The organism is Amycolatopsis coloradensis, from assembly GCF_037997115.1.
Classification (GTDB): Bacteria; Actinomycetota; Actinomycetes; order Mycobacteriales; family Pseudonocardiaceae; genus Amycolatopsis; species Amycolatopsis coloradensis_A.
Genome location: NZ_CP150484.1, coordinates 3,610,435 through 3,630,398 on the forward strand (window position 1 = coordinate 3,610,435; position 19,964 = coordinate 3,630,398).

The window sequence follows — 19,964 nt, forward strand, 5'->3', positions numbered from 1 at the left end:
GCGGAAACACTGGTCGCATGAGTACTTCCACAGTGCGGCGACCGCCGATGACGCTCACCCCGCGGTGGCGGAAACTCGTCCTCGTCGTCCATGTCGTTTCGTCACTCGGCTGGCTCGGGATCACCATGGTGAACGCGGTCCTGACCATCACCTCCGTGTTCACCGACGACCCCCGCCGCCAGCACGCGGCCATCCTGATGATGGAGCAGATCGGTGGCTATCTCCTGCTGCCGGTCAGCATGACCGCCCTGGTCAGCGGGATCGTGCTCGGCCTCGGCACGAAATGGGGCCTGATCCGGTACAAGTGGGTCGCGATCAAACTGGTCCTGACCCTGATCGCCGCCGGGCTGACGCTCTTCTCGCTGCTTCCGGGCATCCGGGAACTGGCGGCCGCCGCAGAGTCCACTTTGGATGGTGTGTTCGTGGAGGCGGGGCGGCGCGTGGACGGGTTCTACCCGATCATCGTGTCCACGACGATGTACGTGATCATGACCGTGCTGTCGGTGTTCAAGCCGGGCGGCAAGACCCCGTACGGACGCCGGGTGACCGCCACGCGGGTTCGTGGCCGGCAGCCTGCTTAGAACTGCTCGAGGGCTTCGTCGATCCGCTCGGCTTCGGCGCGCAGATCGTCCAAGACGGTCTGCGCGGCCGTGGTCTCCTCGTTCGCCGTTTCTTCCTCGAGTTCGGCGTCGGCGAGCCGCCGCCGGAGGTCGTTCGCCCTCTCCGTGGCCTTCTCCGCCCGGCGTTCGGCGCGCGCCACGTCGATCTCGGCCTGTTTGCAGGCCTTCGCGAGCTCGGCGGCCTCGCGCCGGAGCCGGTTGAACTCCGCCACCCGCTTCTGTTCGCGTTCGGCCTCCTCGCGGGCCTTGTCGATCCGCTCCTGCTCGGCCTTCTCGGCGGCTTGCCGCTTCGCCTTCCGCCGATCGTCCAAATGCGACACGGTGGCCGGTTTCTCCCGCTCCGGCGCGGGCTTCCGCTTCGGTTGCGGGGTGAACCCGCTGGTCAGCCACTGGTCACCCGTGCTGTCCGCCCCGCTGCTCAGCCGCCCGGCGAGTGCGAGCGCCGCGACCTCGGGATCGGCCACGACGGCTTCGAGGGTGGCTTCGACCTCACGGGCGACCGGCTCGCTCATCGAACGTTCGTCCCGCAGGATCCGGTTCACCAGCTCCTGCCGCCGCCGGGCGAGTTTGCGCAGATCCTCGCCTGCCAGCGCCGAATGCGCCTTGCGCAGATCGTCACCGAGCCTGGCCAGTTCCGCCAGCTCAGGGGAGCCGGCCCGGCGGTTGAGGATCGAGGCCGCGAGCGTGGGCTTCCGCAGGGCGCGGATGCGCTCGGCCAAGGCGGGGTCCCCCGCTGCCTTGGCCTCTTTCGCCCGTTGGTTGCGCACCGACACGAACTCGGCCGGATCGCCGGCGTAGAGCTCGTCCGCGACCTCGTCGAAGTCCATCGCCCTCCGCAGGGTCAGTGGCCGGTCAAGGCCGGATCGGGTGGCCATGCTGCCGTACACCTCCGATGATGATCCCACGAGATTCCGGAGCTTTCACCTTTTCGGAGCTACTCGGCGCCTAGCGGATCGGGCGTTTCGGCGGCACCCGCCGGACCGGTGAATCCGGGTTGCCCGGAGCCGGTCGGACCAAGACAAGATCGGCACTTTGGAGGTGGCTTCCTCCCGATGGCGGAACAACGATGGGATCAGGGGAAGCCATCGGCCGCTGGAGGCACCGAATGTCCGTCACCGAACACGTTCCCGTCTCACCGCAGGCGAGTTTCCTCGGTTCCGGACCGTATCCGGAACACCGATGGCGGGTGGTCCTCTGGTCCGTCCTGGCGGGATTCGCGCTGACCGTGGTCTGGTCGGCGCCCTTTGTGGACAGTGTGATCGGTGACAGCGTCGCCAACACCCTGCTGGGACACGACGCCAAGGCGACCCCGATCGGCGGAGTGCTGGCCGGAACGTTCTTCGCGTTCGTCTCGGGGCTGGCCGGAACGTTCACCGCGTGCAACATCGCCGCTTTCGGCGCCGTCGCCCCGCTCGTCGGCGGACGAACCACCGGGCGGCCGAAGTTCACGGACACACTGAAGCCGCTGGGCTGGATCGCCGCGGGAATGCTGACGGTTTCCGTGGTGTACGGCGTCATCGTCGCGCTGGTCGGCACACGGATGCCGCAGTTCTCGACGGCTTCGTCATCCGGTGGGCTCACCCCGCGGAACATCCAGTCGATGATCGTCTACGGCGTGATCGGGATCGTGTTCATCGTGCTGGGCCTGGCTTCCGTCGGTATCGTCCGCAACCCGATCGCCGGGCTCACCCGCCGGTTCCCGCACACGCCGCTCGTGCTGATGGGCGCGCTCATCGGCGGTTTCCTGATCGGCAGGCCGTTCCCGCTGTTCCGGATGATGTTCCGCAGCGCGGCCGAAAGCCACAACGTGTTCTACGGCGCCGCCGCCTTCGCCCTGCAGTCGGTCGGCAACATCCTGGTGATGGCGCTGTTGTTCCTTCTGCTCACGCACGGCACGGGCGGGCGGCTGCAGCGATGGATGCTCGCGAAGCCCACCAGGATCGCCGTGGTGACCGGTGCCGCGCTGCTGGTCGCCGGCACGTTCACGCTGCTGTACTGGGATCTGCGCGTGCTGGGCCGGACGGGCGTCATCTGGTACCCGACGATCAAGTGGTGAAGAGCCGGGCCAGTACCTGCTCCACCGAATCCTGAAGGCACCTCGCCGCGTCCTCCCGGCCGGCGAGGTGTTTCAGCAGGCCTTGCTGGAACAGGCCGTCGAAGAGCGCATACGTCGTCGACGGGGAGAAATCCGTCGGCTTGCCCAGTAGTTCCGCGTACCGGGAGACGACCCGCCAGATCATCAGTTCGAGGGTCTCGTCGATGGCGAGAACGTCGGCCTGGAACAGCTTCTCGAACAGGCTCTGGTTGCGCAGGTCGTACCAGAGCCGGTGCAGCCGCGCGTTTTCCCGCAGCGTGGCCGCCGTCGCGGCACCGAAGGCCGTTCTCAGTTCTTCGGCCGTTTCCGCGGTTTCGACTATCCGGTCGTACCGGGTGACGCATTCGGCCTTGTACTGCTTGACGCAGTAGGTGATCAGCTCGGCCTTGTCACGGAAGTAGTAGTGCAGGACCCCGTGGGAGAACTCGGAGTTCTGCGCGATCTCCCGCAGGCTCGTGCGCGCGTAGCCCAGCTCGGACAACGTGACCAGCGCCGACCTCGCCAGCTGCGCGCGCCGTTGGCCGAACCTGTCCACCGTGCGGGTCTCGTCCCCGCTGCGGCCCGCCACGTCGGTCACAGTTCCCGGTTCCCGTCGCCTCGGGTGCCCGCCGTCCGCGAGCACGTCGTCGGATTCTAGCCCGGGAAAGGGTTTTCTTGCGCCCGACAGAATTACTCGAGCCACTCGGTGATGAAATGGTCGCTCTCGTGGATGTGGACGGCTTCGTAGATTTCCGGCCCGATCACGGCGAACTTGTGCGGGGTCTCCGCGGGCACGACCAGGACGTCACCCGCCCCTCCTTCGCGTTCGGTGTCCCCGATGGTGAACCTGGCCCGGCCGCGGATGACGACGAACGTCTCGCGGTACGGATGCTGGTGCAGCCTCGGGCCGGAACCGTCGACGTCGGTCCGCTCGCGGATGATCGAGACTCCGGAGCCGATGTCGCGGCCTTCGACATTTCCCAGGGTTTCGGTGGTCATTCCGCCACTGTAGCCCTGGTCACGGGTGCCGTGGGCCTACTCGCCGCGGTCGACGACGAATGCCGAAAGGCCGGCGAGCAGCGCCCTGGCGGGCCGGTCGGGGAGGCCGAGCGCGAGGTCCCTCGCCTTGGCGGCGTATCCGTGCGCTTCGGCGAGTGCGCGCACGACACCGGCGGATTCGCGCAGGAGCCCGAGCGCCTCTTGGCGGACCACCGGATCGGAAACCGGTCCGTGACCGATGATCTCGCGCAAGCGAGCGGCGCCGGGCCCCTCGTCGTCGAGCGCGTGGAGCATCGGCAAGGTGACGACGCCTTCACGGAGGTCCGTGCCCGCGGACTTGCCGAGGTCGGTGGTGGACGCGGAGATGTCGAGGACGTCGTCGGAGATCTGGAACGCCACCCCGATCAGTTCGCCGTACTGGCCCAACGTTTCGATGGTCCGCTCATCCGCTCCCGATACCTGTGCGCCGAGCCTGCCCGCCATCGCGATCAATGACGCGGACTTGTCGGCCATCACCTGGATGTGGTGTTCGTATGGCGCGTGACGGCCACAGTCCTCGAACGGCCAGGTCGTCTCGAGGAACTGGCCGCGCACGAGCCTGCCGAAGGTCTTCGCCTGCGACCGCAGCGCGTAGTCGCCGAGGCCGGCGCCGACCCGTGCCGCGCAGGCGAGCACGTAGTCTCCGATCAGGACGGCTTTCTTGTTGCCCCACAAGGAGTTCGCACTGGTGACCCCGTGCCGCATCGGCGCCTCGTCCATGACGTCGTCGTGATAGAGCGTCGCGACGTGCACGAGTTCGACGAGGGCGGCCGCCGAGATCGCGTCGCCTCGCCCGTCGCCGAACGCCGCAGCGGCCAACGCCATCAACGGACGCAGCCTCTTCCCACCCGCGCGGACGAGATGGGTGGCGGCTTCGGTGAGCTCCGGATGACCGGGGCTGCGCAACACCTCCTGAAGTCTCTCTTCGACCCGGGCGAGCCCGGTGCGGAGTTCGGCGGCGAACTCCACGTGCCGCTCGACGACCGGGTCCAGGCCGAGTTCCGTGACGATCGTGGTCGTGTTCACGACCTCCAGCATCCGAGCCGGAGGTTCGCGGCCGCATGGCGCCCGGGAGGGAGATCGCTCCCTCCCGAGAGGGGAACCGCCGGGTCAGAAGGGCGGCTCCGGGTTTCCGGCGGGCACCGGCGTTCGCTCCCAGGCCCCGTCCGACGGCGTGCCGCCCGAACTCCGGCCCGCCTTGTTCACCTTCGCCGTGGCATACCGCAGCGACGGGCCGATCTCGTCGACGTCGAGCTCCACCACCGTGCGCTTCTCGCCTTCCTTGGTTTCGAACGATCGCTGTTTCAGCCTGCCCTGCACGATGACCCTCGTCCCTCTGGTGAGGGATTCGGCCAGGTTCTCCGCGGCCTGCTTCCACAGTGCGCAGCGCAGGAACAGCGGGTCTCCGTCGCGCCATTCCCCGCTCGCGCGGTCCAGGACGCGTGGTGTCGACGCGACCGTGAAGTTCGCGACCGCCGCTCCGGACGGGGTGAACTTCAGCTCCGGGTCGGTCGTCAGGTTGCCGATCACCGTGAGCACCGTTTCTCCGGCCATGGGGCTTTCCTCCTCGGGTCCGCGCGCGGACCCGGCCGGGTCCGCTGTCGCCTGTGTAGAGGAGACCACCGGGGTACGACAGTTTCCCGGCGTCCCGCGGCGCCCGGATGTCATGAAAGGGTCGTTCAAGACGAAAAGTGTCCTGAACGACCCTTTCATGACATCCGGGCGGCCACGACCCCGTCCACAGTGACCGTCGCATGTGGACTGAACATCGCGCCGTACCGGATACTCCGCGTCGCCTCGTCGCCGTGCCAGTCAGTGAGCTGCTTCGCCGGGCGGAGCGAAGGTCACAGCGGTTTGATCCGGAGGATGGCGGCGCCGTCGCTCACGCCGAGCAGGTCGATGGAGAGGTCGTTGTAGGTGACGGTGCTGTCCGGCCCGAGGGTGGCCGTGAAGTCGAGACCGCTGGCCGACGCCTCGCACCTCTTGCCGGTGCAGGTGCCGCCGCTCCGGGAGCCGATGCCGCGGGCGACCAGGACGACCGTGCTCTCCTCGACGGATCGGACGGTCAGGGACTCGACCCTCGTCTCCTCGGGAAACGTCATCCTGCCGCCCGGCGGCGCGCCGACCTCGCAGACGCCGTCGGAGCAGGCGTCGAGGTCGCCGCCGTCCGCGGGCTTCGGCGGCTCGGGTGAGTTCGAACCGCAGCCCGCCACTACAGCGAGCGCTGCCAGAGCCGGCAAAAGGCGTCGGAGCATGCCAGGAGCATAGAAAAGGCCGGCCGGGACGGGTCCCGGCATCAGCCTTCGAGCGCTCGCCGGAAGTGATCGGCGAGTTCGAGTCCCGCTGCCTCTTCGCGGGTGTACCAGGTGAAAGCGTCGTGTTCCCCGGGATCGAGCACGACCTCGCCCGCGGTCTCTTCGGAAAGCGCGTACACCGTGGCGTGGATCCGCATCGGCCTGCCCGCGACGTCGTCCCAGCTGTGGGTGCCGCGTTCGCCGGTCACGTGGACGGCCAGCCCGGTCTCCTCGGCGAACTCGCGGACCACGGTCTCGTCGGGCCGCTCGCCCGGCTCGACGGTCCCGCCCGGCAATTCCCAGCGGCCGCCCAGGAAGGACCCCGGCCGCCGCCGGATGAACAGGATCTTCCCGTCGCGGATGAGCCTGCCGTAGGCCAAGTACTTGTCCGTCACGAGCGCATCTTCCCGTACCTGAGATGCGCCCTTGATTGAGGACCGAAACTGTCCGCAATGCCTCGTAACGTGGGCTTCATGGAAAACACCGAGATCCGCCCCTTCCGCCTCGACATCCCGCAGGAGCAGCTGGACGAGCTGCACGCGAAGCTCGACAGCGCGCGCTGGCCCGCTCCGCTTCCCGGCGACGGCTGGGACACCGGAGTGCCGGTGGCGTGGCTGCGCGGACTCGCCGAATACTGGCGCGACGGCTACGACTGGCGTGCCGCCGAACGGGAGATCAACCGCCATCCGCAGTTCACCACGGTCATCGACGGCCAGCGGATCCACTTCCTGCACGTCCGCTCGACCGAAGCCGGCGCGACACCGCTGATCCTCACGCACGGCTGGCCGGGTTCGGTGGTGGAGTTCCTCGACGTCATCGGCCCGCTCACGGATCCGAAGGCGTACGGCGGCGACCCGGCGGACGCGTTCCACCTCGTGATCCCGTCGCTGCCCGGTTTCGGTTTTTCCGGCCCTGTCTCGGATTCCGGCTGGACCATGCCGCGGATCGGCCGGGCATGGGCGGAACTGATGCGACGGCTCGGGTACGAACGCTACGGCGTGCAGGGCGGCGACCTCGGCGCTTCCGTGTCACCGGAGGTGGCCAGGTCCGCGCCGGACAAGGTGATCGGTGTGCACGTCAACGGCGGGTTGACCCCGATGCCGCCGATGTCCATGCCGGAGGGGGAACTCGCCTCGCTCACCGACGTCGAACGCGATCGCGTCAAGCGGATCGGGGCCTTCATGCAGGAGGAGTTCGGCTACATCGCGATCCAGTCGACGCGGCCGCAGACGCTCGGCTACGGACTCGTGGACTCCCCGGTCGCGCAGCTGGCCTGGATCATGGACAAGTTCCGTGAGTGGACGCATCCGCGCCCGACGTTGCCGGAAGAGATCATCGGCAAGGACCGGTTGCTGACCAACGTGATGTTCACCTGGCTCACCGGCACGGCGGCTTCGTCCGCGTACGTCGGCTACGCGCAGGCGGAGACCTGGGGAGCCGTCGAGAAGAACTCCGGCGTGCCGACGGCGGCGCTGATCTTCGCGCACGACGTCGGGATCCGGCGGTACGCCGAGGACGCCCACACGATCGTGCGGTGGACCGACGTCGATCGCGGCGGGCACTTCGCGGCGTTGGAAGAACCCGAGATCCTGGTCGCGGACGTGCGGGAGTTCTTCCGGTCCCTCAACTGACGAGCACGGCCGTCTCCCCGAGGAAGCGGCCGTAATCGTCCACTTCGGACTCCAGGCCGGCGATGGCGGACCGCGGGAGCGTGGCGAAGGGCTCCACGACGACCTTCGTCAGCTTCGCGGTCCGCTTGGTGTGCCACGTTCCGGCGGTCCGGCCGTCGATCAGCACGGTCGGCGCGATCATCCCGCCGCCGGAGTTGACGCGTTTCGCCTCGGCCGGGTCGAGGAGCAGATCGCGGTCGCGGTAGCCCAGCAGGTACGTGTCGAAAGCGCCGAGCAGGCGCGGGGGGCACGGGGGAGCGGACAGCTCGGTCTCCGAGAGGGCGAAGCGTTTGCCGACGGGAACGAGGTCCAGCGCGGTGAAAGCCTTGCGGCAGAGGCCGATCGGGAGCCCGGACCAAGCGCTGAAGTCCTCGGCGGTCGCGACGCCATAGGCGGTCAGGTAGCGGTGGGCGAGTTCCGTATGCGGTTCGTCCGGCGTGCGGCTCTCGGTGACCCGTTCGTCGAGGAGCACGTACGTCGGCTCCGTCCCGGCGTCGTGGCCTCGGCACAGCAGTCCGCGGTTGGCCGCGTACGCCAGGAGATGGGCCGGTGCCTGAGATTTCGCGTCGAGCTCGATGCCCTCGGCGGCCAGGCCGTCCAGGATCTCCCGCCGAGTGAGTGCCTTGCCCGGCAGGAGATCCTGGAGTTTCCCGAGCGCGCGTTCGCAGAGTTCGTCGGTGAGATCCAGTTGCCTGCGCCGTCCCTGCCCCGCCTGGGCGTTGCGCGGGCCGAACAGCCGGTTCAGCCACCGGAGATCCGCTGTCGGCACGAGATGGAGCGTCTTGCGCATCAGCCAGGTGCGCGTGACCGCGTGGGACGCCTCGATGTCCGGAGCGGTCAGACCCCGGCTCCGGACCCGGATCGCGAGGCGGGCAGCGAGCGTCGACTGTGCCTGGACCGCGGCGACGGAGCCGACCACGGCGAGCACGTCCGCGGCCGGCGCGGTCAGCAATTGCGCGTGGGCGCGGACGGCACGGAGGTCGTCGTCGGACAGCGTCACCCGCTGACGATCTCACGGGCGTGCACTGGCCCGGTGTCGCCTCCTGGCCTGCGCAGGCACGCAGATACGCAGGGAAGGCTCCCGGCACTGCTTCCGGCGGGAAACCCCACCGTCCGGCGGCGCGCCGAATCCGGCTACGGTGGAGCCGTGACCCAGACCTCGTACCCGGCCGCCCTGCGGTGGCTGTTGTTGTGCGTGGTGGCGCTGGGTCTGGTGGGTATGCACCACGTCGTCGCCGAGTCCGGCCACGACGCGGGGCACTCCGCCGTCGCGATGGCGGATCCGTGCTGCGCGGACACGTCTTCGCACGACGACGGTGGACACAGTGGACTGCACCTGTGTCTCGCGATACTCGCCGCGGCCGTGCTCCTGATCGTCTCCTGGCTGCTCATCCGGAATGGACGGACGGTGGCGACCTGGAAGTCGCGCCCGCGCGGCGGCTCGGCGTCGGGCCGTGATCCGCCGCGCTGGAGACCGGTACCCGAAAGATTGTCGCTTCTTTGCGTGTTGCGGGTGTGACAGGCGGGTTCGTCCGCCCTGCCCGAAACCGATCAGAGGAAGAACCATGACCAGCAGGAAACTGGTCGGGGCCGCGCTCGCCGCCCTGGCCTCCTTCGCCGTGCTCACCGGCTGTGCCAGCTCCGACACCGCTTCCACCGGACACGGCATGTCCACGGTGAAGGCGCCGGATCCCCAGCAGACCGGCCACAATCAGGCCGACGTCACGTTCGCGCAAGGGATGATCCCGCACCACGAACAGGCGCTCGCGATGGCGAAACTCGTCGACGGCCGCACCAAGAACGCGAAGGTCGTCGATCTCGCCGCGCGGATCCAGAAGGCGCAGGATCCGGAGATCCAGCAGCTGACCGGGTTGCTGAAAGGCTGGGGAGTCGCGCCGTCGGGCGAGCACTCCGGACACGGCTCGGCGTCCGGCATGATGACCGAGGACGATCTCGCGAAACTCGGCAAAGCCAAGGACGCCGCGTTCGACAAGCAGTGGCTCGAAATGATGGTCAAACATCACGAAGGTGCGCTCGAGATGGCGAAGACCGCCTTGCAGCAGGGCAGCAACGCCGAGGTGAAGGCGTTGGCGCAGAAGGTGATCGACGGTCAGCAGGCCGAGATCACCGAGATGCGCGCGCTGCTCGGCTGAGCCGGGACGGTGGCGCGGGCCGGGTCATCCGGCCCAGATCGGANGACGGCGATGCTGTCGACGCCGCTGTCGCGGCATCGGAAGGGATCGCACGGTTGGAGGCGGTCCGGTTCCGTGCGCTCGCGCAGCTGAACCGGCACCGTGGCGGGGTGTCGAGTGTGGTGCAGGAGGTCGCGTTCGCGCTGTCCGTTGTGGATGGTCACGCGGCCGGTCTGGTGTCGACGGCGGCGGCGTTGACCACCCGCCTGCCCCGAACACTGGGGCTGCTGGACCGCGGACAGGTGGGCGGCTACGGGGCGATGAAAGTCGCCACCGTCACCGCGTGGCTGTCCGACGACGACGCGCGTGCGGTGGACGCGGTGCTGGAAGACCGGCTGCCCGGCCGGAACTCCGACCAGATCCGGAAAGCGGCCAACCATGCGGCGGTGATGGCCGACCGTGACGGCGCCGCCCGACGCGCGGAGCGGCACCGCGCCGGGCGCCGGTTGTCGATCCGGCACGGCGAGACCGGGGTCGCCTCGATCGAGATCGAAGACGGCCCCGTCGAGAAAGTCACCGCCGCCTACACCCGGATCGACCGAGAGGCACGCGCCCTCAACACCGGCGACGAGACCCGCACCCTGGATCAGCTCCGCGCCGACGTCGCCCTCGACCTTCTGCTGGGCGGCCAGGGCGGCAAGACCGAGCGGTGCGAGGTGTTCCTCTACATGGACCTCAACACCTACCTGGGACTGAACGAGGACCCGGCCGAGCTGGCCGGGCACGGGCACATCCCGGCCTCACTGGCCCGGCACATCGCGTCCGGCCCGGACACGGTATTGCGGCGGATCATCACCGACCCCCTGTCGGGGCAGGTCCTCGACCTGGGCCGCGACCGGTACCGGCCCACCGCCGGGCTGGACGAGTTCGTGCGAGTCCGGGACCGGGAATGCCGAAGACCCGGCTGCCACCGCATCGCCCAAGCCTGCGACCTCGACCACTCGCTGCCCTGGCAGCACGGCGGCCACACCGCCGATACTGAGCTGGTCGACCTGTGTCGCCGCGACCACCGCCTCAAAGACGAACCCGGCTGGACCTACCACCTAACCGCCGACGGCACCCTCACCATCACCACCCCCACCGGACACAGCTACGACAGCACACCACCGCCACTACACGAACCCCGCACCGAGCAACCACCCTTCTGAACCGTCGCCGAAAAACGACCACGGCCCCGTGTCCGCGACGATCGGCGCCGGCCTGGTCGCCGGGATACGGCCATGGCTGAGCTGGGTGAGTAGGCCCCTGAGATCTCAATGCGACTGCGGCCGCACCATCCACAACGGGGCCACGAAGCGAAGCGCCGTCGCCGAAATACGGCAAAGCCTTCAGTCATTCAGGCGGGTGCCCACCACCGACATGCCCAGCACCAGTTCGTTGGCCGGATCGCAGCCGAGAAGATCCTCGACCAGTTCGTCGCGAAGCGCCGCGGTGAACGTGACGTTCAGTCCCAGCGCGGTCGCCATCAGGTACACGGTCTGGCTCAGGTGGCCGACGTCCATCAGCAGCACCCGATAGGTGCGGCTCACCGGATACTTCCACTGGTTCCGCTCGATGACGCTGGTGTAGATCAGCAGCGCGCCGGCCTTCCGGGTCCACTGCTGGTCGCCGGCGAGCGCGGTGAGTTCGTCGTCGTCGATCTTGGCGTCCAGTGGCGTGAGGCTGTGCCGGAAACCGTCGTAGTGGTAGGCCCCCCGATCCAGGCCCTCGACGTTCCTCGCGTAGACGTACACCTCTGTCGGATGCCGGGCTCCGCCCGACGGGCTCGTCTTGAAGACGTTCCCGGTGGCGGGGATGTCGGAATGCGTTTCCGGCCTCGTCGGCCGGGCCGCGGTGAGGAGTGTGCTCAAATCGCGCAGCCGCAAGGGTTCTTCGCCGAACTCGCGGACACTTCTGCGTTGGTTCAGTGCGTCGCCCAAGGCGATCGCGTTCAAGGGTTCCGGTGACGGTTCGGGCAGCGCTATCGCGTCGTGCTCGCCGGAAGGCCTCACCGGAGAAGGCGGAGGACTGGCCTTCGCCTTCTCCAGCAAGGTTTTCGCCGTCATTTCGCTGGTCGTGAACTCGGTCTCCCGCAAGGAGCGGGTACCGAAGTGAAACGCCCGCGCGGACGTTCCCCAAGGCCCCCAATCCCGAAGGATCTCCTCTTCCCGTTGTTGCCGGGAAGAACCTTTGACCACCAGCACGTCGTACCGGATCATCGCTCGCGCGATACGGACGAGCCTTTCCCCGGTCTCGGGATTCTCGTCCGCGGTGCGGATCGATTCCGGTTCTCGCCAAGAACTGAACCAGCGCAGGACGCGTTCGGTTCCTTCGGCGAGTTTCAGCTGGCGATGGCCGAGGTGGTCGTCCCAGACGACGTCACCATCGGACCAATAAAGCGTTCCGCATGAGGAAACCCTGACCAGCATCGAATGTCTTGTGCCCCAGTCCCCAGTAATACTTTCCGAATACGTCTGGTCATTCAGTGTCGCGAGCGGAAAGGAGGCCCGCCGTGCGGCGGCGGCTCGAACCCGCCCCAGGTGCTCTGCGCCTTGTACTCCGCTTCGAGTTCGTACAAGAACTCGTCGTCGTCTTCATCGTGCATGTCGCCGATCCTCTCCGTGAGCGGTTACTCCGGTCAAGCGAATATACCTACGCCAACAGGGTACCGGAGCGGAACGGAGAATTACGCCGAGTAATCGCTCAGGCGCTGTTTGAGTTCGCGAACCTCTGGCGACTCCGAAATGCCGAGATCGGTGTAGAGGCGCAATGCGAACCGGCGATGACGGTCCGCATTCAGTCGCTCACCGAGAATGTCGAACGCGAACGCCATCTCCTTGTGGGCGATGGGCAGCATGCTGCGATTCCCGGTCGATTCGAGCACTTCGACCGCGGTCGTCAACTGACTGACCGCGAGCACACCGTCACCGAGTCCGCGCGAATTGATACCGAGGGCGAGAAAGCATTCCGCCTCGAGATCGGGTGATTCGTTCTCCTGGGCCAGCCTCAGTGCCTGGTCGAGTTCCTCGGCGGCTTCGGGATAGCGCCTGTTCTCGGTGTGGATCAGCCCGATCCGGTGCCTGGCGCGGGCTTCGATGAGGACACTGCCATGGGCATGGGCGGTCTCGCGGACCCAGCCGAGGTGTTCGATGGCCTCGTCCGACTCGCCCTTGAGCCAGTGGGTGACCCCCGAGTTGCCCCTGGCCCGGCACTGCATCCGGATGTCGCCGGTGGTCGCGGCCAGTTCGAACACCTCGTTGAACAGCCGGTTCGCTTCGGTGAACTCGTTGAGCCGCCACAGGGTCAGCGCGTACATGTGCAGGGCCTGGTACTCGAGGACCACGTTCCCGGTGACCCGCGCCGCGGAGAGGGCGAGGGTCTCCAGCTCCCTGGCCTGCCGGTAGTAGCCGCGGTTGTCGAAGTAGCGCCACACCGCCGAACAGAAGGGCACGAGGTCGGAGTACTGCTGGTGGTTGTTCATCGCGACGGCCACCGGCAGCACGTTCTGCCATTGCGCGTCCATCCAGTGCGCCGCCTGGTCGTAGTCGGCGAAGGACTGTCCGAACTCGCTCTTCGGGACCTCGAGGCCACCCGGCTCGTCTTCGGAGTCCGGGTCGATGAACTCCATCGCGGCCGCGACGGTGCTGCGGTAGTAGTCGAACAGCCGCCGCATCATCGCCTCGCGCTGGTGCTCGGGCTCTTCGGCGAGCAGGAGTTCGCGACCGTAGCTGCGGAGCAGGTCGTGCATCTCGTACCGGTCCATCGACGGCTGGCGCAGGAGGTTCACGTCGACGAGGCGTTCGGCGAGGCGGCGGGCCTCGCCGAGGCTCACTTCCGCCAAGGCCGCCGTCGAATGGAGGTCGAAAGCGGCACCGGGATGATGGCTCAGCCGGCGGAACACCCGGCGCTCGGTCTCGGTCAAGTTCAGATAGGACACCCGGAACGCGCCCGCGACGTCGCGTTCCCCGGCGGTGAGCTCGCCGAACCGGTTCCGTTCGTCGCGCAGCTGCCTGGCGACGAAGTCGAGCGTCCACGATGCCCGCGCACGCAGTCTGCTCGCCGTGACGGCCAGCGCGAGCGGGAGATCACCGCACAGGCTGGCGACCTGGTCGGCCGCGTCCGGGGATTCCCTTCTCAACCGCGAAGGCCCGACGATCCGGCCGAGCAGTTCCACGGCGTCGGCCCGGCTGAACGGTTCCAGCGAGAGCAGTTCGGCGCCGTCGAGGTCCACGAGCCGGGTGCGGCTGGTGATCAGCACGCAGCAGCTCGCCGAACCGGGCAGCAGCGGGTTCACCTGCGTCGCCCCGATGGCGTTGTCCAGCACCAGAAGCACGCGTTTGCCGGCGAGGCAGCTCCGGAAGAGCGCCGCGCGCTGTTCGGTCCCGGTGGGAATGTCCGAACCCTGGATGCCGAGCGATCGCAGCAGCGCCTCGAGCGCGGCCCCAGGGTCGACCGGGTCGCCCGCGGGCGAGAATCCTTCGAGGTTCACGAAGAGCTGCCCGTCGGGGAACAGCGGCGCGAGCCGGTGTGCGGCGTGGACGGCCAGCGCGGTCTTGCCGACACCGGGCATCCCGTCGATCGCGATCAGCCTCGGCCCCGCCGAGGAGCCTGCCTGGCCGATCTCGAGGACGGTCCGCAGTTCCGCGGCACGGCCACCGAACGCGGGGAGGTCCGCGGGAAGCTGCGCGGGGCGGGGGAACAGCGCCTTCTGCGCGTCCGCGTCCTCGCGACGTCCGCCGGTGTCCATTCCGGCCCGGAGCCCGCCGACGCCGTACCGGACGAGGGCGCTGTCGGTCATCAGCTCGGCGTCGGCGCGCAGGATCTGCTGGTGGAGCGCGCTCAGTTCGGCGCTCGGGTCGACGCCGAGCTCCTCGGCGAGCGCGACCCTGGTCCGGTCGAACGTCCGGAGCGCGTCGGCGCCGCGTCCCGCCCGGTAGAGCGCCAGCATGGTGAGGCACTGCAGGGTCTCGCGCGTGGGATGCCAGGCGGCGAGGTCGAAGGCCTCGCGAGCCGCCGCTTCGGTTTCGCCGAGCCGGAGCCTGGCGCCGATCAGGAGCTCGCAGGCGGCCAGGCGTTCTTCATCGAGCCGTCGCGCGGTCTGCTCGATGGCGTCGCCTTCGAGGCCGTCGAACGCCGGGCCGCGCCAGAGCGAGAGCGCGTCCGCCAGTTTGGCGGCCGCCTGGGAGATCAGCCCGGCAGACAGGAGTTCGGCGCCCTGGTTGTAGTCCGCTTCGAAGCGGACCGAGTCGAGCGAGGCGCTGCTGATGACGACGCGGTACGCCGAGCCGGTGGTGACCACGGCGGACCTGGCCACGCCGAGGTCGTGCCGCAGCCGCGCGATCGCGTTGCTGACCTGGCGGACCGCGGTCTTCGGTGGATTCTCCGGCCACATGGTGCCGATCAGGTACGACACCGGGACCAGCCTGCCCGCGTTGATCAGCAAGGCGGCGAGGAGACGCTGTTCGCGGCGTCCGCCCAGCCGGACGGGGACACCGTCGACTTCGGCTTCGAGCGGGCCGAGAACGGAGAAGCTGAGCTGGGAGGGCCGGCCGGTGGGCGATCCCGCCGAATCGGGTAAACGATCAGCGGTCATATGCGACTATGTCGTCCGAGGCCGTGAGCGTGCTCACGCACTACCTCCAGTCCGTTCGCCGGCTGACCGGCACCCTAACCCACCGCTTCGGCCTCCAGCCAGATCAGCGCGGGCGACGCACTACGGCATTCGGCCTAACGGGCGCGCGCGGGCCTCCCCTGAAACCGGTTCGATTCTACGCCCGGCCGCCCCTGAACTGCGCGGACGCCCGGCGGTGGAGTGCCGATGTAATTCCGATGCAGGGCCTTGGAAAGCTGAAGACATCAGCTGGCGGGTCGGCGCGACGGGGCAGCGCGCCGAACCGTGTGTAGGGGCTCCGCGGCGGTTGGCCTTCGAACTGGGGGTGGCCAACCGCCCTGGTAGCCCTTTCTTCCTGTCACAGGTTGCTCCCAGCAAAGCGCGGCACACTGGACCGAAGAGGAGTGTGCCGCCATGAGTGCTCTAGGTGATCTGCTGGGCTTCCTGCTCACCCTGTTCCTGATCGTGCTCATCGTCCGGATGGTGCTCGACTGGGTCGTCAACCTCGCCACCCGTCCGCCCGGCTGGGCCTTCCGGGCTCGCGGGATCGCCCATCGGCTGACCGAGCCCGTGCTGGCGCCGGTCCGCCGCGTGGTGCGCCCGGTGCGGGCGGGCGGGGTCGCGTTCGACCTCGCCTTCACCCTCGTGTTCCTCGGGGTCGTTCTCCTGCAGTCCCTCGCGTTCAGCCTCTGACCAGGTGTGATCCGCCGCGATTACGGGTACCAGCCCGCTGGAGGAGAGGAGTGTGCCCATGCGTCCGGTCTGGAGCGGTTCGCTTTCACTCGGTCTGGTGACGGTGCCGGTCCGGCTGTACAGCGCGGTCGAGGACCACACGGTGCACTTCCGCCAGTTCCAGCGCGGAACCGAGGACCGCATCCGGTACCGGCGGGTGAACGAGCGCACCGGCAAGGAAGTCGGCTACGAAGACATCGTCAAGGGTTACGAGCTCGGCAACGGCGAGTACGTGGTCGTCGAACCCGAGGAGCTCGACGAGATCGCTCCCGGCCGGTCGAAGTCGCTCGACATCGAGAGCTTCGTCGAGCTGGACGCCATCGACCCGATGTTCTTCGACAAGACGTATTGGCTCGCGCCCGCGAAGGACGAGTTCGAGCGCCCGTACGCGTTGCTGCTCGAGGCGATGGACTCGTCGGGTAAGGCCGGGATCGCCAAATTCGTCATGCGCGGCCGCGAGTACCTGGCGCTGGTGCGCTCCGGTGACGGCGTGATGGTGCTCAACACCCTCCATTTCGCGGCCGATCTGCGGGATCCCGCCGAGCAGCTGCCGGACCTGCCGGGCAAGGCGAAGGCGCGCGGCAAGGAACTCGACATGGCCGTCAACCTGATCGACGCGATGAGCGACGACTGGCGGCCCGAGGACTACCGCGACACCTACACCGACCGCGTGCGGGACCTGATCAAGGCCAAGAAGAAGGGCGACACCATCACGCCCGCGACCGAACCCGGTGAGCCGACGAAGGTCGTCGACCTGTTCGAGGCGCTTTCGAAGAGCGTGGAGAGCGGGAAGGCCAAGAAGAAGTCCGGGGCCAAGAAGCCGACAGCGAAGAAGGACCTCTCTTCGCTGTCGAAAGCCGACCTGGACAAGCTGGCACGGGAGCGGAACATCAAGGGGCGGTCGAAGATGACCCGCGCCGGCTTGGAGAAGGCGCTCAAGGCCTCGTGACGACCCCCGCCGTCGCCAGTTCGCGCGCGATGGCCTCGATCAGCAGCCGCACGTCCTCGCCCGCGGTCGCGTGCAGCCCTTCGGAAACGATCAGCACGTCGGACGTCGTGGCGGAGACCGCGGAGTGCCCGCTCTGCCGGTTCGTCCATCGGCGCGCGTGGGCTTGACCGTCTTCGTCGGCGAAGATCACCTCGCCGGGGTTCGGCTGCTCGACCGTGCCGGCGAAGGTCACGTACTTCTCGTCGCCCCGCGCGTGGCGGACTTCCAGCGAGCCGCTGATCTTCGCGACGTCGAGCACCGCGACCGGGACGGCGTAGGCGACCGAGACCGCGTTGCAGAGATCGATCACCGGGTGGATCCGGGGAAGCGTGCCTTCTTTCCGCAGCCTGCGCAGCAGTGACTCGGACGCACAGCGGTACTGCGTCGGTTTCAGGCCCATCTTGGCGAACGCCCGCCGCCAGGCCTGGATCTCGGGGAATTCCGATTCGGGCCCGTCCGCGAGCCGCCGCGTCGCCCGCGCGAGGAACTTCTCGACGTCGACCGGCATTTCCGGGGTGATGCCGGTGGCCCGCAGTGTGCCGACGGCGAGGGCGGGATGAGCGGCGCGGATTTCCGGGTGGTGCTGGAGTCGCATGCTGAACCTGTCTACTGGGTGGTGAACGCGAGTTTGGCGCCGAGCGCGGCGAAGGAACCGGCGAAGATCCGCCGGAGCCAGGTGAGCACGCGCGGCCGGGAAAGGACGTGGTGCCGCACGCCGGCGGCGAGGACGCCGTACACGCTGAACACCACGAAGGTGGCCAGCATGAACACCCCGCTCAGCAGCAGCATCCGAGGGATCGAACCGGGCTCGCCCGCCGGGACGAACTGGGGCAGGAACGCGAAGAAGAACAGGGTCAGCTTCGGGTTCAGGACGTTGATCAGCACGCCGGAGGTGATCGTCCGCAGGGTCGACGCCGGTTCGGGATCGCCGTCCACGACGATCGCCTCACGGTCCTTCAGGGTCGCCCACGCCATGTAGAGCAGGTAGGCGACGCCGAGGTACTTGATGATCTCGAACGCCACCGCGCTCGCGTGCAGCAGCGCCGCGAGACCGGTGATCGCGGCGACCATGTGCGGGATGATGCCGAGGGTGCACGCCAGCGCGGCGACGACGCTCGCGCGTCTGCCTCGGGCCAGTCCGGCGGAAAGGGTGTAGACCACGCCGGTGCCGGGCGTGGCGACCACGACCAGCGTGGTGACCAGGAAGGCGATGCTCACGAGAGCACTGTGCGCGCTTTTTGGTCCGATGGACAGAGCCAAAGACGGGTGACTCCACAGGTCCAAAGGCTTGCGTGAGGCGGCGTGAGGGGTTCACCGGAAGGAGTGGCATGATGCACGCTCGCACGTCGACGAGGAAGGCCTTGGTTTGAGCGCGCGCACTTCCCAGGTGGACGACCTCCGGCTGGTGGCACAACCGAATGCCGTGTTGTGCTCCGAGCTCTTCGTCCGTCTCATCTTGTCGGATTGGTCCTTGCGGCCGTTGCTCGATCAGGCGAAGACCGCCGCCGCCAGATTGGTGGGCACGCTGGTCGACGCGGCCGATCCGAAGGAGCCCCCCTTCCTGACGCTGAGATTGCGCCTGCGGTCGGACGTGCTGGTCATCGAGGTCGACCACGCGCTGGACGGACTCCCCGTGCCGACGCCCGCTCCGGGAGAGCGGACCGGGGTGGCGCCGAGCGAGACCGGCGGCGTGACCCTCTGGTGTGAGCTGCCGCTGCCCGGTGGCCTGTCGGCCGGACAGGTCCGGCTGCCGAGGCGGGGCGACCGTCGCACCCTGGTGGACGAACCCGTCTCCGGTGAGCCCGTCGGCGCCGATCCCGAAGTCCTGGAACGGCTTTTGACCCGGCTGAGCGGCTGGTCCGGCTGATGGGGACGAGGCGGGTCACCACGCCGGTGCTCGAGATCGAGTACGAACACGCCGGTGACGCGGGTGGGCCGCCGGTGGTCCTGCTCCACGGCTTTCCGTACGACGTGCGGGCCTACGACGAGGTCGCCGCGCTCCTCGCGGCGGGCGGAGCCTCCGTGTACGTCCCGTATCTCCGTGGGTTCGGTGGGACGCGCTTCCTCGACGAGGCGGCACCCCGCTCCGGACAACAGGCCGCCCTCGCGCAGGACCTGTTCGAGTTCATGGACGCCCTCGGGCTGGAGAAGGCCGTCGTCGCGGGATACGACTGGGGCGGCCGCGCGGCGTGCATCGCGGCCGCGCTCCGGCCCGAGCGCGTGCGCGGGCTGGTCTCGGTGGACGGCTACAACGTCCAGAATCTCGCCTACGCCGGGGAACCCGCTCCGCCGGAGTGGGAACGCACGTACTGGTACCAGTTTTATTTCCACTCCGAGCGCGGACGGCGCGGGCTGGCGGAGAACCGCGACGAGCTGTGCGCCTTGTTGTGGCGCACCTGGTCGCCGACCTGGACGGGCGCCGACGCGGCGTTCCCGGCCAGCGCCTCCAGCCTCCACAACCCGGACTTCGTCGACGTCGTCATCCACTCTTACCGGCACCGGTTCGGCCTGGCGGAAGGCGATCCGCGGTATCAGGCGCTCGAAGACCTGATCGCGAAGGAGCCGGCCATCACGGTGCCGACGGTCGTGCTGGAAAGCGGGGACGACGGTATCGGCGGCCCGAGCGCGGAGGGCGACCGCGAGTACTTCACCGGGTCGTATGAGCATCGCGTTCTGCCGGGGGTGGGCCACAACGTCCCGCAGGAAGCCCCTGAGGCGTTCGCGGCCGCTGTGGCGTCGCTGCTCGGGTGAGGACGATCACCCGTC

General features: G+C 68.4%; 23 protein-coding genes. 10 read left to right on the forward strand and 13 right to left on the reverse strand.

Annotation, left to right across the window (positions count from 1 at the left end):
* Positions 1 to 17: 17 nt before the first annotated feature.
* A complete protein-coding gene (locus tag LCL61_RS17250; protein WP_340687753.1) occupies positions 18 to 581 on the forward strand; it encodes a hypothetical protein in 564 nt (187 codons plus the stop codon).
* Here LCL61_RS17250 and LCL61_RS17255 read toward each other — a convergent pair.
* Positions 578 to 1,447, reverse strand: coding sequence for a hypothetical protein (locus LCL61_RS17255; RefSeq protein ID WP_425342050.1), 870 nt, complete (start codon positions 1,445 to 1,447; stop codon positions 578 to 580). The genes LCL61_RS17250 and LCL61_RS17255 overlap by 4 nt on opposite strands.
* 278 nt (positions 1,448 to 1,725) lie before the next feature.
* On the opposite strand from LCL61_RS17255, the gene LCL61_RS17260 reads away from it, so the two are divergent.
* Complete coding sequence (locus tag LCL61_RS17260; protein ID WP_340687755.1) at positions 1,726 to 2,676, forward strand: hypothetical protein; 951 nt, start codon at positions 1,726 to 1,728, stop codon at positions 2,674 to 2,676.
* On the opposite strand, the gene LCL61_RS17265 is transcribed toward LCL61_RS17260, so the two are convergent.
* The 6 genes from LCL61_RS17265 to LCL61_RS17290 all read right to left on the reverse strand — a co-directional run bounded on the left by LCL61_RS17265 (position 2,666) and on the right by LCL61_RS17290 (position 6,421).
* A complete protein-coding gene (locus tag LCL61_RS17265) occupies positions 2,666 to 3,292 on the reverse strand; it encodes a TetR/AcrR family transcriptional regulator (protein WP_340688614.1) in 627 nt (208 codons plus the stop codon). The two genes, LCL61_RS17260 and LCL61_RS17265, sit on opposite strands and share 11 nt — an antisense overlap.
* A gap of 92 nt (positions 3,293 to 3,384) precedes the next feature.
* A complete protein-coding gene (locus tag LCL61_RS17270) occupies positions 3,385 to 3,693 on the reverse strand; it encodes a cupin domain-containing protein (RefSeq protein WP_125684180.1) in 309 nt (102 codons plus the stop codon).
* A gap of 36 nt (positions 3,694 to 3,729) precedes the next feature.
* Complete coding sequence (locus tag LCL61_RS17275; protein ID WP_340687756.1) at positions 3,730 to 4,758, reverse strand: polyprenyl synthetase family protein; 1,029 nt, start codon at positions 4,756 to 4,758, stop codon at positions 3,730 to 3,732.
* A gap of 84 nt (positions 4,759 to 4,842) precedes the next feature.
* Positions 4,843 to 5,286 (reverse strand): single-stranded DNA-binding protein, encoded by a 444-nt coding sequence (locus LCL61_RS17280; RefSeq protein ID WP_219150473.1) that lies wholly within the window; start codon positions 5,284 to 5,286, stop codon positions 4,843 to 4,845.
* A 290-nt stretch (positions 5,287 to 5,576) separates the two neighbouring features.
* Positions 5,577 to 5,987, reverse strand: coding sequence for a hypothetical protein (locus LCL61_RS17285; protein ID WP_340687757.1), 411 nt, complete (start codon positions 5,985 to 5,987; stop codon positions 5,577 to 5,579).
* A 41-nt stretch (positions 5,988 to 6,028) separates the two neighbouring features.
* Positions 6,029 to 6,421: an NUDIX hydrolase gene (locus LCL61_RS17290; RefSeq protein WP_340687758.1), complete on the reverse strand. Its 393-nt coding sequence runs from the start codon at positions 6,419 to 6,421 to the stop codon at positions 6,029 to 6,031.
* Positions 6,422 to 6,499: 78 nt separating this feature from the next.
* Here LCL61_RS17290 and LCL61_RS17295 point away from each other — a divergent pair, with 78 nt between their 5' ends.
* Entirely contained in the window at positions 6,500 to 7,657 is a 1,158-nt protein-coding gene (locus LCL61_RS17295) for an epoxide hydrolase family protein (protein WP_340687759.1), read from the forward strand.
* Here LCL61_RS17295 and LCL61_RS17300 read toward each other — a convergent pair.
* Positions 7,650 to 8,696, reverse strand: coding sequence for a winged helix DNA-binding domain-containing protein (locus tag LCL61_RS17300; protein ID WP_340687760.1), 1,047 nt, complete (start codon positions 8,694 to 8,696; stop codon positions 7,650 to 7,652). The two genes, LCL61_RS17295 and LCL61_RS17300, sit on opposite strands and share 8 nt — an antisense overlap.
* 147 nt (positions 8,697 to 8,843) lie before the next feature.
* Between LCL61_RS17300 and LCL61_RS17305 the strand changes: the two genes are divergently transcribed.
* From LCL61_RS17305 to LCL61_RS17315, 3 genes are read left to right on the forward strand one after another with little or no spacing between them, the layout of a single operon-like run.
* Positions 8,844 to 9,215, forward strand: coding sequence for a DUF6153 family protein (locus tag LCL61_RS17305; RefSeq protein ID WP_340687761.1), 372 nt, complete (start codon positions 8,844 to 8,846; stop codon positions 9,213 to 9,215).
* Positions 9,216 to 9,261: 46 nt separating this feature from the next.
* A complete protein-coding gene (locus LCL61_RS17310) occupies positions 9,262 to 9,849 on the forward strand; it encodes a DUF305 domain-containing protein (RefSeq protein ID WP_340687762.1) in 588 nt (195 codons plus the stop codon).
* 26 nt (positions 9,850 to 9,875) lie between these two features.
* The gene (locus tag LCL61_RS17315; protein WP_340688615.1) at positions 9,876 to 11,036 is read left to right on the forward strand and encodes an HNH endonuclease signature motif containing protein; all 1,161 of its coding nucleotides are present in this window, start codon (positions 9,876 to 9,878) and stop codon (positions 11,034 to 11,036) included.
* Between the two features lie 180 nt (positions 11,037 to 11,216).
* On the opposite strand, the gene LCL61_RS17320 is transcribed toward LCL61_RS17315, so the two are convergent.
* From LCL61_RS17320 to LCL61_RS17330, 3 genes are all read right to left on the reverse strand, one after another.
* On the reverse strand, positions 11,217 to 12,296 hold the full coding sequence (locus tag LCL61_RS17320) for a SagB/ThcOx family dehydrogenase (protein ID WP_340687763.1): 1,080 nt from the start codon (positions 12,294 to 12,296) through the stop codon (positions 11,217 to 11,219).
* 53 nt (positions 12,297 to 12,349) lie between these two features.
* Entirely contained in the window at positions 12,350 to 12,472 is a 123-nt protein-coding gene (locus tag LCL61_RS17325; RefSeq protein WP_340687764.1) for a hypothetical protein, read from the reverse strand.
* Between the two features lie 81 nt (positions 12,473 to 12,553).
* Positions 12,554 to 15,460, reverse strand: coding sequence for an AfsR/SARP family transcriptional regulator (locus tag LCL61_RS17330; protein WP_340687765.1), 2,907 nt, complete (start codon positions 15,458 to 15,460; stop codon positions 12,554 to 12,556).
* A gap of 432 nt (positions 15,461 to 15,892) precedes the next feature.
* Between LCL61_RS17330 and LCL61_RS17335 the strand changes: the two genes are divergently transcribed.
* Positions 15,893 to 16,171 carry a YggT family protein gene (locus LCL61_RS17335; RefSeq protein WP_340687766.1) on the forward strand — a complete coding sequence of 93 codons (279 nt, stop codon included), beginning with the start codon at positions 15,893 to 15,895 and terminating at the stop codon, positions 16,169 to 16,171.
* A 58-nt stretch (positions 16,172 to 16,229) separates the two neighbouring features.
* Positions 16,230 to 17,159: a Ku protein gene (locus tag LCL61_RS17340; RefSeq protein WP_340687767.1), complete on the forward strand. Its 930-nt coding sequence runs from the start codon at positions 16,230 to 16,232 to the stop codon at positions 17,157 to 17,159.
* Here LCL61_RS17340 and LCL61_RS17345 read toward each other — a convergent pair.
* Together LCL61_RS17345 and LCL61_RS17350 are read right to left on the reverse strand one after the other, a co-directional pair.
* Positions 17,146 to 17,793 (reverse strand): B3/B4 domain-containing protein, encoded by a 648-nt coding sequence (locus tag LCL61_RS17345; RefSeq protein ID WP_340687768.1) that lies wholly within the window; start codon positions 17,791 to 17,793, stop codon positions 17,146 to 17,148. The genes LCL61_RS17340 and LCL61_RS17345 overlap by 14 nt on opposite strands.
* An 11-nt stretch (positions 17,794 to 17,804) precedes the next feature.
* Positions 17,805 to 18,416, reverse strand: a complete 612-nt coding sequence (locus tag LCL61_RS17350) for a LysE family translocator (RefSeq protein ID WP_340687769.1) — start codon at positions 18,414 to 18,416, stop codon at positions 17,805 to 17,807.
* A gap of 148 nt (positions 18,417 to 18,564) precedes the next feature.
* Between LCL61_RS17350 and LCL61_RS17355 the strand changes: the two genes are divergently transcribed.
* Both LCL61_RS17355 and LCL61_RS17360 read left to right on the forward strand, forming a co-directional pair.
* The gene (locus LCL61_RS17355; RefSeq protein WP_340687770.1) at positions 18,565 to 19,065 is read left to right on the forward strand and encodes an ATP-binding protein; all 501 of its coding nucleotides are present in this window, start codon (positions 18,565 to 18,567) and stop codon (positions 19,063 to 19,065) included.
* Entirely contained in the window at positions 19,065 to 19,949 is an 885-nt protein-coding gene (locus tag LCL61_RS17360) for an alpha/beta hydrolase (RefSeq protein WP_340687771.1), read from the forward strand. Before LCL61_RS17355 ends, LCL61_RS17360 begins: the two co-directional genes overlap by 1 nt.
* Positions 19,950 to 19,964: the final 15 nt, after the last annotated feature.